The organism is Nonomuraea rhizosphaerae, assembly GCF_019396405.1.
Lineage (GTDB): Bacteria > Actinomycetota > Actinomycetes > Streptosporangiales > Streptosporangiaceae > Nonomuraea > Nonomuraea rhizosphaerae.
This window is the reverse complement of sequence record NZ_JAHKRL010000287.1, coordinates 1-13,511: the sequence shown is the minus strand read 5'-3', so window position 1 is coordinate 13,511 and position 13,511 is coordinate 1. Positions and strand designations below refer to the sequence as shown.

The 13,511-nt window shown below is 70.2% G+C and carries 12 protein-coding genes; 5 read left to right on the top strand and 7 right to left on the bottom strand.

The window, feature by feature from the left end; translation table 11 throughout:
* From KME77_RS14785 to KME77_RS14765, 5 genes are all read right to left on the bottom strand, one after another.
* The coding region (locus KME77_RS14785) for a hypothetical protein (protein WP_219467212.1) at positions 1-869 on the bottom strand (869 nt) is incomplete at its 3' end.
* A 19-nt stretch (positions 870-888) separates the two neighbouring features.
* Complete coding sequence (locus tag KME77_RS14780) at positions 889-2,208, bottom strand: WXG100 family type VII secretion target (RefSeq protein ID WP_219467210.1); 1,320 nt, start codon at positions 2,206-2,208, stop codon at positions 889-891.
* Entirely contained in the window at positions 2,208-2,612 is a 405-nt protein-coding gene (locus KME77_RS14775; RefSeq protein ID WP_219467208.1) for a hypothetical protein, read from the bottom strand. The genes KME77_RS14780 and KME77_RS14775 overlap by 1 nt, the downstream gene beginning before the upstream one ends.
* 51 nt (positions 2,613-2,663) lie before the next feature.
* On the bottom strand, positions 2,664-2,996 hold the full coding sequence (locus KME77_RS14770) for a WXG100 family type VII secretion target (protein ID WP_219467206.1): 333 nt from the start codon (positions 2,994-2,996) through the stop codon (positions 2,664-2,666).
* An 11-nt stretch (positions 2,997-3,007) separates the two neighbouring features.
* Positions 3,008-3,358: a WXG100 family type VII secretion target gene (locus tag KME77_RS14765; protein WP_219467204.1), complete on the bottom strand. Its 351-nt coding sequence runs from the start codon at positions 3,356-3,358 to the stop codon at positions 3,008-3,010.
* A 311-nt stretch (positions 3,359-3,669) separates the two neighbouring features.
* Between KME77_RS14765 and KME77_RS14760 the strand changes: the two genes are divergently transcribed.
* Together KME77_RS14760 and KME77_RS14755 are read left to right on the top strand one after the other, a co-directional pair.
* Positions 3,670-4,992 carry a hypothetical protein gene (locus KME77_RS14760; protein WP_219467201.1) on the top strand — a complete coding sequence of 441 codons (1,323 nt, stop codon included), beginning with the start codon at positions 3,670-3,672 and terminating at the stop codon, positions 4,990-4,992.
* 18 nt (positions 4,993-5,010) lie between these two features.
* Positions 5,011-5,751, top strand: a complete 741-nt coding sequence (locus KME77_RS14755) for a hypothetical protein (protein WP_219467200.1) — start codon at positions 5,011-5,013, stop codon at positions 5,749-5,751.
* A gap of 27 nt (positions 5,752-5,778) precedes the next feature.
* Here the strand turns inward: KME77_RS14755 and KME77_RS14750 are convergent, their stop codons facing one another.
* Both KME77_RS14750 and eccD read right to left on the bottom strand, forming a co-directional pair.
* Positions 5,779-6,222 carry a YbaB/EbfC family nucleoid-associated protein gene (locus KME77_RS14750; RefSeq protein ID WP_219467197.1) on the bottom strand — a complete coding sequence of 148 codons (444 nt, stop codon included), beginning with the start codon at positions 6,220-6,222 and terminating at the stop codon, positions 5,779-5,781.
* A 45-nt stretch (positions 6,223-6,267) separates the two neighbouring features.
* On the bottom strand, positions 6,268-7,743 hold the full coding sequence (gene eccD, locus KME77_RS14745) for a type VII secretion integral membrane protein EccD (RefSeq protein WP_246609775.1): 1,476 nt from the start codon (positions 7,741-7,743) through the stop codon (positions 6,268-6,270).
* Positions 7,744-7,901: 158 nt separating this feature from the next.
* On the opposite strand from eccD, the gene eccCa reads away from it, so the two are divergent.
* The 3 genes from eccCa to KME77_RS14730 all read left to right on the top strand — a co-directional run bounded on the left by eccCa (position 7,902) and on the right by KME77_RS14730 (position 13,433).
* A complete protein-coding gene (gene eccCa / locus KME77_RS14740; protein ID WP_219467195.1) occupies positions 7,902-11,879 on the top strand; it encodes a type VII secretion protein EccCa in 3,978 nt (1,325 codons plus the stop codon).
* Positions 11,880-11,964: 85 nt separating this feature from the next.
* Positions 11,965-12,276 carry a hypothetical protein gene (locus tag KME77_RS14735; protein ID WP_219467193.1) on the top strand — a complete coding sequence of 104 codons (312 nt, stop codon included), beginning with the start codon at positions 11,965-11,967 and terminating at the stop codon, positions 12,274-12,276.
* Entirely contained in the window at positions 12,273-13,433 is a 1,161-nt protein-coding gene (locus KME77_RS14730; protein WP_219467191.1) for a lytic transglycosylase domain-containing protein, read from the top strand. The genes KME77_RS14735 and KME77_RS14730 overlap by 4 nt, the downstream gene beginning before the upstream one ends.
* The last annotated feature ends 78 nt before the right edge of the window (positions 13,434-13,511 follow it).

The following is a 13,511-nucleotide window of genomic DNA, read 5'->3' as shown; positions in this document are numbered from 1 at the left end:
CCCGCGGGCAGCCCGCCCGCGCCGGCGCCGCCGCTCCCGGTGCCGATGCCGGTGCCCGGCCCGCCGCCGGCGTTCGGGCCCGTGCCGATCCTGGTGCCGGTGGCGTCCGGCGACAGGGAGCCGAGGTCCGGGTTTCTGAGCTGGGGGTTGGTCAGCGAGTTCGGGTCGTACTGGGCCAGGTTCGTCCCGTCGGGGAGCTTGCCGTTCAGATCCGGATTTTTCATGCCGTTGAGCGCCGAGTCGATGTCCGGCACCTTCATGTCGGGCTGCTGGACCTGGCTCGGGTCGGGGTACTTCGGCAGGTCCACCTTGGACGGGTCCGTCGAGGGGAGGCCGACCTTCGAGGGGTCCGTCGAGGGAAGGTTCGTGCCGTCCAGGTCGGAGCCGGGCAGCTTCGTGTCCAGACCCGGCGTACCGCCCAGGCCGGAGGTGTCGGGCATCGACGGGCCGGCCGGCATGTTGCCGAGATTGCCCAGGTCGGCGCCGGGACCCAGTTTGCTGGGGTCGAGGTTCAGGTCCTTGAACGGGTCGCCGCTGGCGTCCTCCGCCTGGCGGTAGTTCTTGGAGGCGCTCTTGAGTGCGTCCTTCCAGCTCTGCAGCGCCTTCTTGCCCTTGGCCAGCGCGTCCGCCTGGCGTTCTATCGCCTTGTCGTGGACGCTGCTGACGCCCATGCCGACCACGCCGAAATGGGGCCACTGCACGGGGAGGTGGCCCTGCCTGCCCTCCAGCGAGGTGATGTGCTCGGCCTGCGTGTCGATGGAGTTGCCGTTGGCCTCGAGCGCCTCCGTCTTGAAGGAGACGCCCGAGGTCATCGACGGCAACTGGGCGAACTGGGCCGCCTGGCTTGAGTTCTGGTTCGACCCGCCCATGCCACTCCCCGTCGGCCGGTCAGCAGATGACCGGGTTGGTCACGTCGTGCGCGGAGTCCCAGTCGTCCTTGTCCGCGGGCAGGAAGGTCGTCCGCTCGAAGTCTCCGCTCTCCCCCGCGCCGCCCATGCCGCCCATCGGCATGAACGGCATGCCGCCCACGCCGATCGCCGTCCCGCGCGCGCCCGCCATCAGCCCGCCTTCCCTCGCGGCGAAGGCTCCGTTCGGCGAGCCCAGGACCGACGGGACGCCGGGCGGGCCGCCCGTGGGGCTCAGCACGCCCACCGGGTTGGGCGCGATCGTGCTCACCGGGTTGCCCGTCGGGCTGATGACCGGCGTGGTCGTCGCGGTGGTCGGGGTGTACGCCGACACCTCGGTCGCGTTCGGGTCGGCGCCCTTCGGGACGTCGGTGCTGGTCTTGTCGTCGGCGCCGAGCACCGGCGGGACCGTCCCGTCCTTGTTGTCCTGAGCGCCGTTCTGAGACTGGTCCTGGGTGCCGTCGCCGTTCGAGCCGCCGGGGTCGGTGGTGCCGTCACCAGGCTGACCGCCGCCGGGCTGGTCGTCCGTGCCGGAGCCCGGCCCGTCGCCCGTGTCGGAGCCCGGTCCTCCCTCGGAGCCGTTCGGGTCACCGGTGCCGGTACCGGTGCCAGTGCCGGTGCCCGAGCTGGAGGAGCCGGTGCCGGTGCCGTTGCTGGAGTTGTAGCCACCGCTGTAGTCGCCGCCGGACGCCCCGGAGTTGTAGCTGACGTTCACGGGATCGCGGTAGTCGGGGTCCTCGTACGAGCCGGTGCCGCCCGGCAGCGAGACCGGCGGCAGTTCGTAGGACACGTCGTGCGGGAGCTGGATGTTGTACAGCTGAACGATCTTCTCGTTCAGCTTCTTCATGGCGTCGCGGGCCTTGATCTCCTCGTCGGCCTTGCGCAGGGCCTCCTGATCGCCGTCCGAGCTGACCATGTTGGACTTGTAGCCGTTGACCTCGGCGATCGTCTCGGGCAGAAAGCCGGCGTACTGGCGCAGGGCCGAGCTCATCATCTCCAGCTTGGTGGCCAGCTCGCCGCCCGAGGCGTGCAGCATCTGCAGGGCGTGGCGGGCCTTGGTGGCGTCCGGCCCCGTCCACGCCGTCGCGATCTTGGGGGCGTGCTCCTCCAGGGCGTTGACGGCCAGCTCGATCGCGCCGGCCGCCTTGTCGTAGGCGAACCCGGCGTCCTGGATCCGGGTGAGCTGCGCGTCGTTCAGCATCTTGAGGATCTCGTCCTTGGACGCGTAGACCGTCTCGCCCTGCGGCATCTTGGAGAAGTCGAGGATGACGACGACGTTCCTGCCGCCCTTGGTCTCCGCCATCAGTCCTTGCCCTCGCTGGCCTCGTCGCCGTCCTTGTGGTTCTTCGCGCTCTCCTCGACGGCGGCGATCACCAGCTTGTAGGCGTTGATGAACTCGCCGTACACCTGCGCGAACTTCTTGCCGCCGCTGTTGGAGCCCGCGCTCCTGCCGAAGGCGCTGGCGTCGTCCCACGTGCCGAACTGGGTCTCGGAGAGCTGGCAGTGGTCGAGGATGCCGTTGACCGAACCACTGGTGAAGCCCTCGTCGGCGCCGGGCCCCGTCAACGCGCCCAGGTAGGACTTGAGCTCGTCGGCGATCGACCGCATGGTCGACGGGGAGTGCTCACGCCCTGGTCCCTCGTTGAACAGATCAGGATCGACCTGCAGAGGGTCCGGCTCGCCCTCCATGGCGTCCTTACGGGTCATCCCCACCCCCAAACGACTGTAGGAATCCGGTCGGCTGGTCGCGGCGGACCGCTAGTCGGACCAGATGTTGATGTTGCGCCGCTCGGCCGTCTCGTAGTTGCCCTTGGCGATGCTCACCGCGGTCGCCGCGTTGAACAGCTGCTCGCCCATCTGCTTCTCCAGGGCGTTCCACTCGGCCTTCTTGCCCTCGAAGTACTCGCGGGCGGCGCCTTCCCAGTGCACGCCGAGGACGGCCTTGATGTCGTTGTAGAGGTCGTCCGTCGCCGTGTCGAGCTCGGTGACGATCTTCTTCAGGTCCTCGTACGCCTTCTCCATGCTGGGGAAGTTGGCGTAGGTGTAGTCGTCGGGGGTGGCGGTGTTGCCGTTGTTCGGCGAGTAACCCATGGAAGTCTCCCTTACCGCTGCGAGGACGAGTTGATGAGGTCGTCGATGCGACCCGCGCTGCCGGCGCCGGCCTGGCCGCCCGTGATGTTCATGTTCTCGGTCTCGGCCGCGGCCTGGGAGTAGACCCCCGCGCCGACGTTGAGCTTGTCGTAGATGCCCTCGAGGATCTTGATGACGGCCTTGAAGTCGAGGTCCCACTGATCCATCGCCTTGGCGAAGTTCAGGTAGGCGCCGCCCTTCCACTGAAGGTCACCCTTGATCACCTGTACGCGCTGGCGCATGCCCTCGATGTACTGAGCGGTGTTCTCGCAGTACCCCGCAGCCTTTGTCAGATCGGATGGTGCTGCTCCGAAGAGTGACATGGGACCTCCAGGTCAAAGTCTGGTCTGAACGGCGGTGCCGTAGGTCCGGTCAACCTGCGTACCCCCGCAAACGACATCAAAAGGCATGCTAGCCCTCATGCGCCTCAGAAATAACAGAGTCTTAACATAACGGCTGGGTCACTCCTGAATGGATTTTCGGTAAACGCGCAGGTGGGTGGGCTGTGGATTTCTGACTCCGGCGGCTGGCCGGAGGTCGCGGCGTGGGGTAAAGCTCACAACCTGTACGCCTCACGGGTCTCACGGCTACGCTTTGGCCGCTTGGGCGTACGAGCAGGGGGAAAGGCGGCAAGGTGGCCGAAACAGGGAGTGCGGGCCGGCCGAGCATCGACAGCCTGGTCAACTGGAGCTCATCACCGGGGCAGGACGGGCCGGGCGAGAAGCAGGTCGGGACCAACCTGCTGGGCTCCGGCGACGGAACCACCGTGCTGCCGGCCGGAGGCGCGGCGACCCCCGCCGACACGGCCGGCACGACCGAGGTGACCGACACCGCCGATGTCAGCCGGCTCGGCATCGGTGAGCACATGGTGTCGGAGATCCAGGTGGACGACCTGGCGGACGGCCCGCCCGGCTCGGTCGACCCGCAGGCGGCCGTGGGGGATCCCGCTTGGGAGCCCTCCGACGGCGAGGACCCGGCCGACGACGACCCCGCCGACCCGGACGACGCGGCGACGGACCCGAACGACGCCACCGAGGACCACGATCCCCCACAGGACCAGAACCCGGCCGACGACCAGGACGACGACCAGGACGACGACGATCAGGACGACACGGACGGCGACCAGAACGGCGACCAGGACGGCACGGACGGGTCGGACGATCCCACCGACCAGGACGGCGACCAGCCGGGCGACCAGACCGGCGACCAGGGTGACCAGGGCGACCCGTCAGATCCCGGCGACGGCACGGACGCGCCGAACGACCAGACCGACCCCTCGACCGACCCTTCGACCGACCCCGGCGACCAGACCGACCCCAACCTCCCGGACAACTCCATCCCGGATCCCCCCTCCACCGACACTCCCGGCGGGCCCGGCACCGACAACCCGGGCGACCCGGGCTCCACGGACCCCGGCGGGCCCGGCACCGACATCCCCGGCACGGGCAACGGCGACACACCGGGAGGCGGCGGCGCCGACACCCCCGGCGGCGGCGCGGACATCCCGGGCGCGGGTGGCGGGGGCGACGGAAAGGGCGGCGACGGAAAAGACGGAGACGGGAAGGACGGCAGCGGGACGGACGGCGCCGGCAACGGCGACAGGAACCCGCAGGAGACCTCCAACCCGTACGGCCAGGTCGGCGACGGCTGGCGCAAGGCCCGCCCCGAGCTGATGGAGAAGCTCGGCAAGTCCCTGGCCCCCACCGCGGACGGCAACGGCGACACCCCCGGCGACTGGTTCGGCCACGCCGAGACCACCGCCAGGAACAGCCATGTCGGCTTCCCCGGGTTCGGCCTGATCGGCGCGATGACCTTCAAACCGGCCTACGACTCGGCCAGGTCCAGCGCGGCCGAGTACCTGAAGGGCGCGAAGAACCAGCTCGGCGTCTGGGACGTCCAGCTCCGCGAGGGAGCCGAGGTCGTCCGCGAGGCCAACGACAAGAGCACCGCGAAGTAACGACGATCGAGGGACGACATGGACGCCTACGCGAACGGTACCCATCTCTTCACCTTTGCGCTGACCGAGTGCCTGTACGCCATGGTTCTGCCGAGCAACCCGGCGCTCAAGATGGCCACCGGTGTCACCGCGACGCTCATCGGCACGATCTACAGCAGCCCGCACGACATCCGCGCCGCCGCCCGGAACAGTCATGAGATGAGCAGGACGGTCGGCGACTCGGGGCAGATCATCGACAAGGCGATAGCCGGCATCTCCGACGACGACTGGACGAAGATGGGCAGGGAGGAGGTCGACGAGGCCAAGAAGCTCTTCCTCAGGGAGTCGGGCGACGGCGAGCGCATCTTCGGCGCGCTCGGCGACTCCTTGGATCAGCTCGCCAAGCACTCGTTCCAGCTGGCGGTGGCGAGCGTGGCCGTGTCGTCGGTCCTGCTGGCCCTCTCGATGGCCAGCTCCGCCGGCAAGCTGTTCCCGCCCGCGGCCCCCGCCGTGGAGGCCGCCACCATCCCCGCGGGGAACGCCGCCATGGCCGCGCTGAGGGGCGTGGTCACGAAAGGCTCGACGGTGTACCTCATGTCGGCGGGCCTGGCCACGACGGTGGCCATGCAGCTGGCCACCATGTCCAGCAGGTCGCTCACCAACTCGGTCAACCCCACCGGCAAGGGGGACCTGCCGGAGTTCGAGCAGGTCTACCTGCCCAACCTGCCCACGCTCACCAAGGACGGCAAGCCGCTGACGGAGAAGAAGGACGGGGAGTAGACGGCCGGGGCGCGGGAAGCGCGCCGGTCAGAGGTCCAGCCGCCGCCGGATGCGGTCGAGCTCGCCCATGACGTCCTCGAACGTCCGGTTGTACGCCGACTCCGCCTCCTTGATCTTGCTCATGGCGGCCTCGGGGTTGTCGACGTACTTCATCGGGTTCTCGTCCTCGCCGAACGTGTCCCCCATGGCCTGAGCGACCTGCTGCTGCAGGTCGGTGGCGGCCTTCTGGAGCTGCTCCTTGATGAGGTCGGCCAGTTCGCCCGAGCTGAGCCGCATCGCCTTGGGGTGCAGCTGGAGCTCGCGCAGGCCCTCGCTCGCGTACTCGACCGTCACCAGGCCGTCGTCGTCCTGGGACCGGCCGACGAGCTCAGCCATGTTCTTCTGCAGCTCCTCGATACGGGCGAACTGCTCGTCAGCCCCCTTGAGCAGCTTTTCGATGTCGATGTTCGCGAAATCCCCGAACTCCTGCATCTTCCCCTCCACCCTTCACGAAGAGTTAAAACGCCCAGCAACCTATCAGCCCGACAAACCGCGCACCCAGGAGTAGACCTCCAGGACGCCCAGCGCGAGCGGGAACAGCTCGACGATCAGGATGACGTCCACGATGTCGGCCGCGCGTCCCCAGAACGGCGACGGCTTGCCCGACGGCAGCCACAGGCCGATGCCGACGGCGGTGAGCGCCAGCCACAGCATGACGATGGCCACGGCCACGGCCCCGATGACGCCGGCGTTCGGGCCGAGGGTCAGCGCGAGCAGCCCGAACGCGACCAGGCCGGTGGTGATCAGCCACAGCCGCTGGCGCACGCCGCGGAACACCCGCGCCCGCATGATCAGCGTCAGCCCGAGCGTCCCGGTCATCAGCGAGGCGACCCAGTCGCCGTGCGTGGCCAGCAGGACCTCCGCGACCAGCGCCACCAGGGCGACGGCGACGATCATGCCGGTGGCGTAGCGCTGGGCGACGACGGTCCGCTCCTGGATGGCGGCGCTGTCCAGGCGCTGGTTGTCGGCCCGCAGCTCCTCGGCGGTGGTGGGCATGGCCGGGAGCGGCACCTTGGCCAGCTTGAACGACAGCGTCGGGACCAGCGGGCTGAACGCCAGCAGGACGGACACGGTCACGGCGGCCACCCCGGCGGGCGACGCGCCCCAGACCATGATCACCGCCGCGCCGATCGCGCCGCACGTCGCGGCGATGGCCGTACCGAGGAAGCCGGGCACGCCGTCGGAGATGAGCGCGCCCGCGACGCTCGCCACGAGCGCGGTGCAGGCCAGCGCGGCCAGCAGGTGCGGGGCGCCGATCCCGGCGAGCTGGCCGCCGCTCGCGGGCGCGAACAGGCCCGCGATGAAGCCGAACGGCAGCGCCGCGTGCCCGATCAGGGCGCCGGCCAGCGAGTCGCCCACGGCTCGCGACAGGGCCGCGCCCGTGGCCACGGAGATGAGCGCGAGCAGCGCCGCCACCACGGTGACGACGAGCGCGGGCGCGCTGGACAGCGCCAGGCCGACCGCGCCGACGACCAGCAGCCCGAGCGCGCCGCTGGCGCCCATCAGCCGGGTGTGCCTGGGCTCCCAGGTGCCGGAGGCGTTCTTCACCCCCGTCGCGACCACGTCGGCGACGTCGTCGTACAGGGCGGGCGGCAGGATCGCCTCTCGGGGGCGCAGGTAGAGCACCTCGCCGTCGAGGATGCCGAGCGCGCCGAGGCTCTGGCCGAGGTCGAGCGGGGCCCCGCCGAGCCGCTGGAGCGTCCAGCCCGGCGCGGCGGCGGCGTCGCCGCCCAGCTCGTCCAGCGCGCGCAGCAGCCCCGGCAGGACGTGCGGCAGCGGGATGTCGGCGGGCAGCGCGAGATCGGCCTTGCGCCGCGGGCCGACGATCGTGACGTGGCACAGCGGCGGCAGCGGCACGTGCACCTGCGCGAGCGCGCTCTGCTGCAACGGCCCCTGCGGGTGCGGCGATCCCGGCGGAAGCTGTGATCCCGGCGGTCCCGGCGGGCCCTGCATGTACGGGGGCCTCGGCGGAATCGGACCCTGTACGGCCGACCCGCGAACCATCGGTCCCATGTGACTTGGACTCCGTCCCACGAGCATCACGGACAAGAGAGAACATATCTGGTTACTTCTGGTAAGAAGGGCTGCAACCTATTCGAAGGACCACCACGGTGAGCATCGTCGTTGTCCGACGGCCCGAACGTCGACCCAGCCCCAAGCCTCCCCGCGGGGAGATCCTGCTCGAATCGCCGCCCGAGATCCCCGAGGTCCAGGGCCAGGGATTCATGATGGTGCTGACGTACCTGCCGATGGTGGCGGGCGCCGCCGCGATGGGACTGATGTTCACGGCCGGCGGCAACTCCAACCCGATCATGTACGTCGCGAGCGGCATGTTCGCGGTCTCCATGGTCGGCATGTCGATCGGGCAGATGGGCCGCCAGTCGGGCGAGCGCAAGCACCGGCTCAACGGCGCCCGGCGCGACTACTTCCGCTACCTGTCACAGGTGCGCAAGAAGGTCAGGCGCGCGGCCAAGCAGCAGCGCGAGGCCCTGGAGTGGAGCGGCCCCGAGCCGGACGCGCTGTGGTGGATCGCCATGGGCCCGCGCCTGTGGGAGCGCCGGCCGCGCGACGAGGACTTCAGCACGGTACGGCTCGGCACCGGCGTGCAGAAGCTGGCCATCCAGCTCATCCCGCCGGACTCCAAGCCGGTGGAGGACCTCGACGCGCTGTCGGCCGGCGCGCTGCGCAGGTTCGTCAGGGCGCACGCGACGGTGTCGCAGCTCCCCGTGGCCGTGGCGCTGGGCTCGTTCGCGCGAATCAAGCTGCGCGGCGACCCCATGGCGGTGCGCGAGCTGGTACGGGCGATGGTCGGGCAGATGGCGGTGTTCCACTCGCCGGACGACCTGCGGATCATGGTCTGCGCCGGCCAGGAGTGGATGGGCCACTGGGACTGGGTCAAGTGGCTGCCGCACGCGCTGCATCCCGAGGAGGTGGACGCCGCCGGGGCGGTGCGGCTCATGGCCGAGAACATGAGCGAGCTGGACCGCCTGGTGGGCAACGAGCTGAAGGAGCGGGCCAGGTTCCGGCCCGGCTCGCCGGCGGACGCGCTGCCGTACCACGTGCTCATCGTGGACGGCGGGCACGTGCCGCACGACTCGCAGCTCGGCACCGACGCCATCCAGGGCGTCACCGTGATCGACCTGTCGGACTCCACGGGCCCGGTGGAGGAGAAGAGCACGCTGCGGCTGGAGATCCAGCCCGACGGCTTCCACATGATCAAGCTGGACCACGCGGGCAAGGAGAACATGACCCGCCTGGGCGAGCCCGACAAGCTCGACTACCTGCGGGCGGACGGCCTGGCCAGGCAGCTCGCGCCGCTGCGCGCCTCGGCCGCGAGCGGCGGCGAGGTCGAGGACGTCCTGGCCGCCAACACCACGCTCACCGAGCTGCTCGGCATCGGCGACCCCACCCGCCTGGACCCGGCCATGACCTGGCGGCCGCGCGCGGGACGCAACCGGCTGCGGGTGCCGATCGGCCTCGGCGCCGACGGCCGGATGGTCGAGCTGGACATCAAGGAGTCGGCGCAGGGCGGCATGGGCCCGCACGGCCTGGTCATCGGCGCGACCGGCTCCGGCAAGAGCGAGCTGCTGCGCACGCTGGTGCTCGGCATGGCCATCACCCACTCCTCCGAGATCCTGAACTTCGTCCTGGTCGACTTCAAGGGCGGCGCCACCTTCCTCGGGCTGGAGTCGCTGGCCCACGTCTCCGCGGTCATCACCAACCTGGAGGACGAGCTTCCGCTGGTCGACCGCATGCACGACGCGCTGCACGGCGAGATGGTGCGCCGCCAGGAGCTGCTGCGGGCGGCCGGCAACTACGCCTCGCTGCGCGACTACGAGCGGGCCCGCGAGCAGGGCGCCGAGCTGGCGCCGCTGCCGACGCTGTTCGTCGTGCTGGACGAGTTCAGCGAGCTGCTGTCGGCCAAGCCGGAGTTCATCGAGCTGTTCGTGATGATCGGCCGCCTCGGGCGGTCGCTGGGCGTGCACCTGCTGCTGGCCTCGCAGCGGCTGGAGGAGGGCCGGCTGCGCGGCCTGGACACGCACCTTTCGTACCGGATCGGCCTGCGCACGTTCTCGGCCATGGAGAGCCGGGTCGTGCTGGGCGTGGCCGACGCGTACGAGCTGCCGTCCGCGCCGGGCAACGCCTTCCTCAAGTTCGACACCAGCGGCATGACCCGGTTCAAGGCCGCGTACGTGTCGGGCCCGTACATCGGCGACCCCCGCCACGCGGCCGCGGACGACGGCGACCCGACGATCCGCCAGGTCGTCGAGTACGGCCCCGCCTTCTCGCCGCTCCCGGTCGTGGAGCAGCCGAGCAAGGCGGTCGCCAAGGCGGAGGAGGACAAGGGGCCGCGCAGCAGCCTGCTCGACATCGTCGTGGGCCGGCTGGCCGGCAAGGGGCCCGCCGCGCACCGCATCTGGCTGCCGCCGCTCGGCGAGCCGCCGACGCTCGCGCACCTGCTGCCGCAGCTCTCGGTGACGCCCGAACTCGGCCTGTCCACGCCCGGCTGGGAGGGCAGGGGCCGCCTGGCCGGGGTCGTGGGCATCATCGACAAGCCGTTCGAGCAGCGCCGCGACCCGTACTGGCTGGACCTGTCCGGGGCGGCGGGCCACGTCGGCGTCGCCGGCGGCACGCAGAGCGGCAAGAGCAACGTGCTGCGCACGCTCGTCACCAGTATGGCGCTCACGCACACGCCGCGTGAGGTGCAGTTCTACTGCCTCGACTTCGGCGGCGGCGCGCTCGCCGCCCTGGACGGCCTGCCGCACGTCGGCGGCGTGGCCACCCGCCTGGACGCCGACCGCGTACGCAGGACCGTCGCCGAGATGGCCACCATCCTCCAGCAGCGCGAACGCGAGTTCACCGAACGCGGCCTCGACTCCATGGCCACCTACCGCAAGCAGGTCGCCGACGGCACGATCCAGGGCGACGGCTGGGGCGACATCTTCCTGGTGATCGACGGTTGGCTGACCATCCGCCAGGAGTTCGAGGCGCTGGAGGGCGTCATCACCGACCTGGCCGCCAGAGGGCTCGGGTACGGCATCCACATCGTCGCCGCGACCAACAAGTGGTCGGAGTTCCGGGCCGGGATCAGGGACCTGTTCGGCACCAGGCTGGAGTTCAAGCTCGGCGACGCCTACGAGTCGGAGGTCAGCCGCAAGGCGTCCCTGGCCGTGCCTGAGGGTGTGCCGGGACGCGGTCTGACCAAGGAGGGCATGCACTTCCTGTCGGCGGTGCCGCGGATCGACGGGGTGCGCGGGGCGGACGACCTCGCGGCCGGGGTGCGCTCGCTGGTGGAGGTCGTACGGGCCTCGTGGCAGGGGCCGGGCGCCAAGCCGGTGCGGCTGCTGCCGTCGCTGCTGCCCGCCGCGTCGCTGCCCGGCCCCGAGCAGACCGGCGGCGGCCGGATCGCCATCGGCATCGACGAGGCCGGTCTCTCGCCGGTCATGCTGGACTTCGACGTGGACCCGCACTTCGTCGTGTTCGGCGACACCGAGTGCGGCAAGTCGAACGTGCTCAAGCTCGTCATGGAGGGCCTGGTCGCCAGGAAGACGCCCAAGGAATGCATGATGATCGTGCTCGACTACCGGCGGGCCCTGCTCGACACGGCGGTCACCGACCACCGCATCGGGTACGCGGCCTCCAGCGCGGCGGCCACCGACCTCATCCAGGACGCCAGGAAGGCGCTGCTCAAGCGGCTGCCCCCGGCGGACCTGACGCCGGAGCAGCTCAGGGAGCGCAGCTGGTGGCAGGGCTCGGACCTGTACATCATCGTCGACGACTACGACCTGGTCGCCACCTCGAACAACCCGCTGCTCCCGCTGGCCGAGCTGCTGCCGCAGGCCCGTGACATCGGCCTGCACCTGGTGCTGGCCCGGCAGATGGGCGGCGCGAGCCGGTCGATGTTCGACGGCGCCGTGCAGCGGCTCAAGGAGATGGCCACGCCCGCGCTGGTCATGTCCGGCAACAAGGACGAAGGCGTGCTGTTCGGCAACGTGCGGCCGCAGCCGCTGCCGCAGGGCCGCGGCTTCTACACGGACAGGAGATTCGGCGCGCGGCTGATCCAGACCGCCCTGCTGGACGCGCCCTAGCCGTTTCTCCTTCCAGGGGCATCTCAGATATCTGTCCACTATGGTGATGTTTCGTGCACTTAGCAGGAAAAAGTCTGGAGGTCCGGTGAGCGACTGGGTCGACGTGCACTACCGAGCGCTTGAGGAATGCGGGAACCGGGCCCACAAAGTCGCGAACATGCTCGACCTCGACGACGCGTTCGAGGGCACGAACTCCAAGGCGCCGACGACCACCAGCACGCCGAAGACGTTCGGCGACCTGAAGGACTCCGCCGCGCTGGCCACCGGCGTCGACAAGGCCTGGCAGGCGCTCAGGGACGAGCTGCACATGGGCAAGAGCAGGCTGAACGCCGTCGAGGCCGCCCTCGACCAGGTCGAGACGAACCTGCGCAAGGCGTCGAAGGCCTCCGGCGGATGAGCGTCGCCGACCTGCCCGGCGGCGGCCGGCTCGCCGACCTGCTGGCCAAGGTGAGCGGCAGCCCGGAGACGATCAGGGGCACCGCGACCGCGTGGCGCGCGGCGGCGGCCCACGTCACCAAGTCGATCAACATGATGACCGGCGCGGTCACCGAGGTGGACAAGGCGTGGCAGGGCGGCTCGGCCGACGCCTTCGTGACGCACATGAGCGCCTACCCGCGCGCCGCCACGGACCTCAACGGGGCGCTGACGTCCTGCGCCGACGCGCTCGACAAGGCGGCCAAGGCCCTGGAGGACGCCCACGGCAAGGTGGAGGCGCTCTGCACGGACTCGGTGAACCGCGCGACCGAGTTCAAGCGCCAGTTCGCCGAGCACAACCCCGACGCCGCCCCGGGCGACGCCGACAAGGCGCTGGCCGCCACGACCATCGTCAGCGGCAACGTCACCAAGGCCGAGGGCCTGGTCAAGACGGCGGAGACCGAGCTGGAGGAGGCGCGGAAGGCGCTGTCCAAGCACCTCGGCGAGGGCACGGACAAGGGCTTCGGCTGCTTCACCAAGATCCCCGAGCCGGGCGGCCCCGACTTCCAGCCGGGCGAGAAGAAGGTGGAGTGGGAGCGGACGGCGTACGTGAACCAGCCCACCTCGCTGCAGTCCACCGACAACGGCGGCGGAGGCGGGGGCGGAGGGGGCGGCGGCGGGTACGCCTACTCCGGCGGCGTCAGCTCGGCGGGCAACGCCCCCGCGCCCAAGGCCGAGGTCGTGGAGTGGATCAAGAAGGCCCTCACGATCATCAAGTCGCCGGAGATGGCCGACGCGCTGCGCAGGATGGGGCTGCTGGAGAAGGTCCAGGACCTCGACCCGAACGACCCCCAGGACATCCAGCGCATCTGGACCGTCATCTACCACGAGTCCGGCGGCAACCCGAGCGCCATCAACAACTGGGACATCAACGCCAAGAACGGCATCCCGTCGCAGGGGCTGATGCAGACCATCCCGCCCACGTTCCAGAACAACAGCCTGCCCGGCTACGGCAAGATCCTGGAGCCGGTGGACAACATCATCGCCGGAGTGCTGTACACGTACAGAAGGTACGGCTCACTCGCCGAGCACCCCGGCATCGCCTCACTGGAGCACGGCGGCGGCTACAAGCCTTACTGAGCCGTCGACCTGAGACGTCGACGGCCGGTGAGGACTTGAGAGTCCTCACCGGCCGCGCCCGTTCCTGGTGTCCGCCGC

Coding starts and splice junctions, on each gene's coding strand:
- KME77_RS14775 (WP_219467208.1), bottom strand. CDS start 2,612: ATGACCCGTAAGGACGCCATGGAGGGCGAGCCGGACCCTCTGCAGGTC.
- KME77_RS14770 (WP_219467206.1), bottom strand. CDS start 2,996: ATGGGTTACTCGCCGAACAACGGCAACACCGCCACCCCCGACGACTAC.
- eccD (WP_246609775.1), bottom strand. CDS start 7,743: ATGCAGGGCCCGCCGGGACCGCCGGGATCACAGCTTCCGCCGGGATCG.
- KME77_RS14730 (WP_219467191.1), top strand. CDS start 12,273: ATGAGCGTCGCCGACCTGCCCGGCGGCGGCCGGCTCGCCGACCTGCTG.
- KME77_RS14750 (WP_219467197.1), bottom strand. CDS start 6,222: ATGCAGGAGTTCGGGGATTTCGCGAACATCGACATCGAAAAGCTGCTC.
- KME77_RS14765 (WP_219467204.1), bottom strand. CDS start 3,358: ATGTCACTCTTCGGAGCAGCACCATCCGATCTGACAAAGGCTGCGGGG.
- KME77_RS14755 (WP_219467200.1), top strand. CDS start 5,011: ATGGACGCCTACGCGAACGGTACCCATCTCTTCACCTTTGCGCTGACC.
- KME77_RS14780 (WP_219467210.1), bottom strand. CDS start 2,208: ATGGCGGAGACCAAGGGCGGCAGGAACGTCGTCGTCATCCTCGACTTC.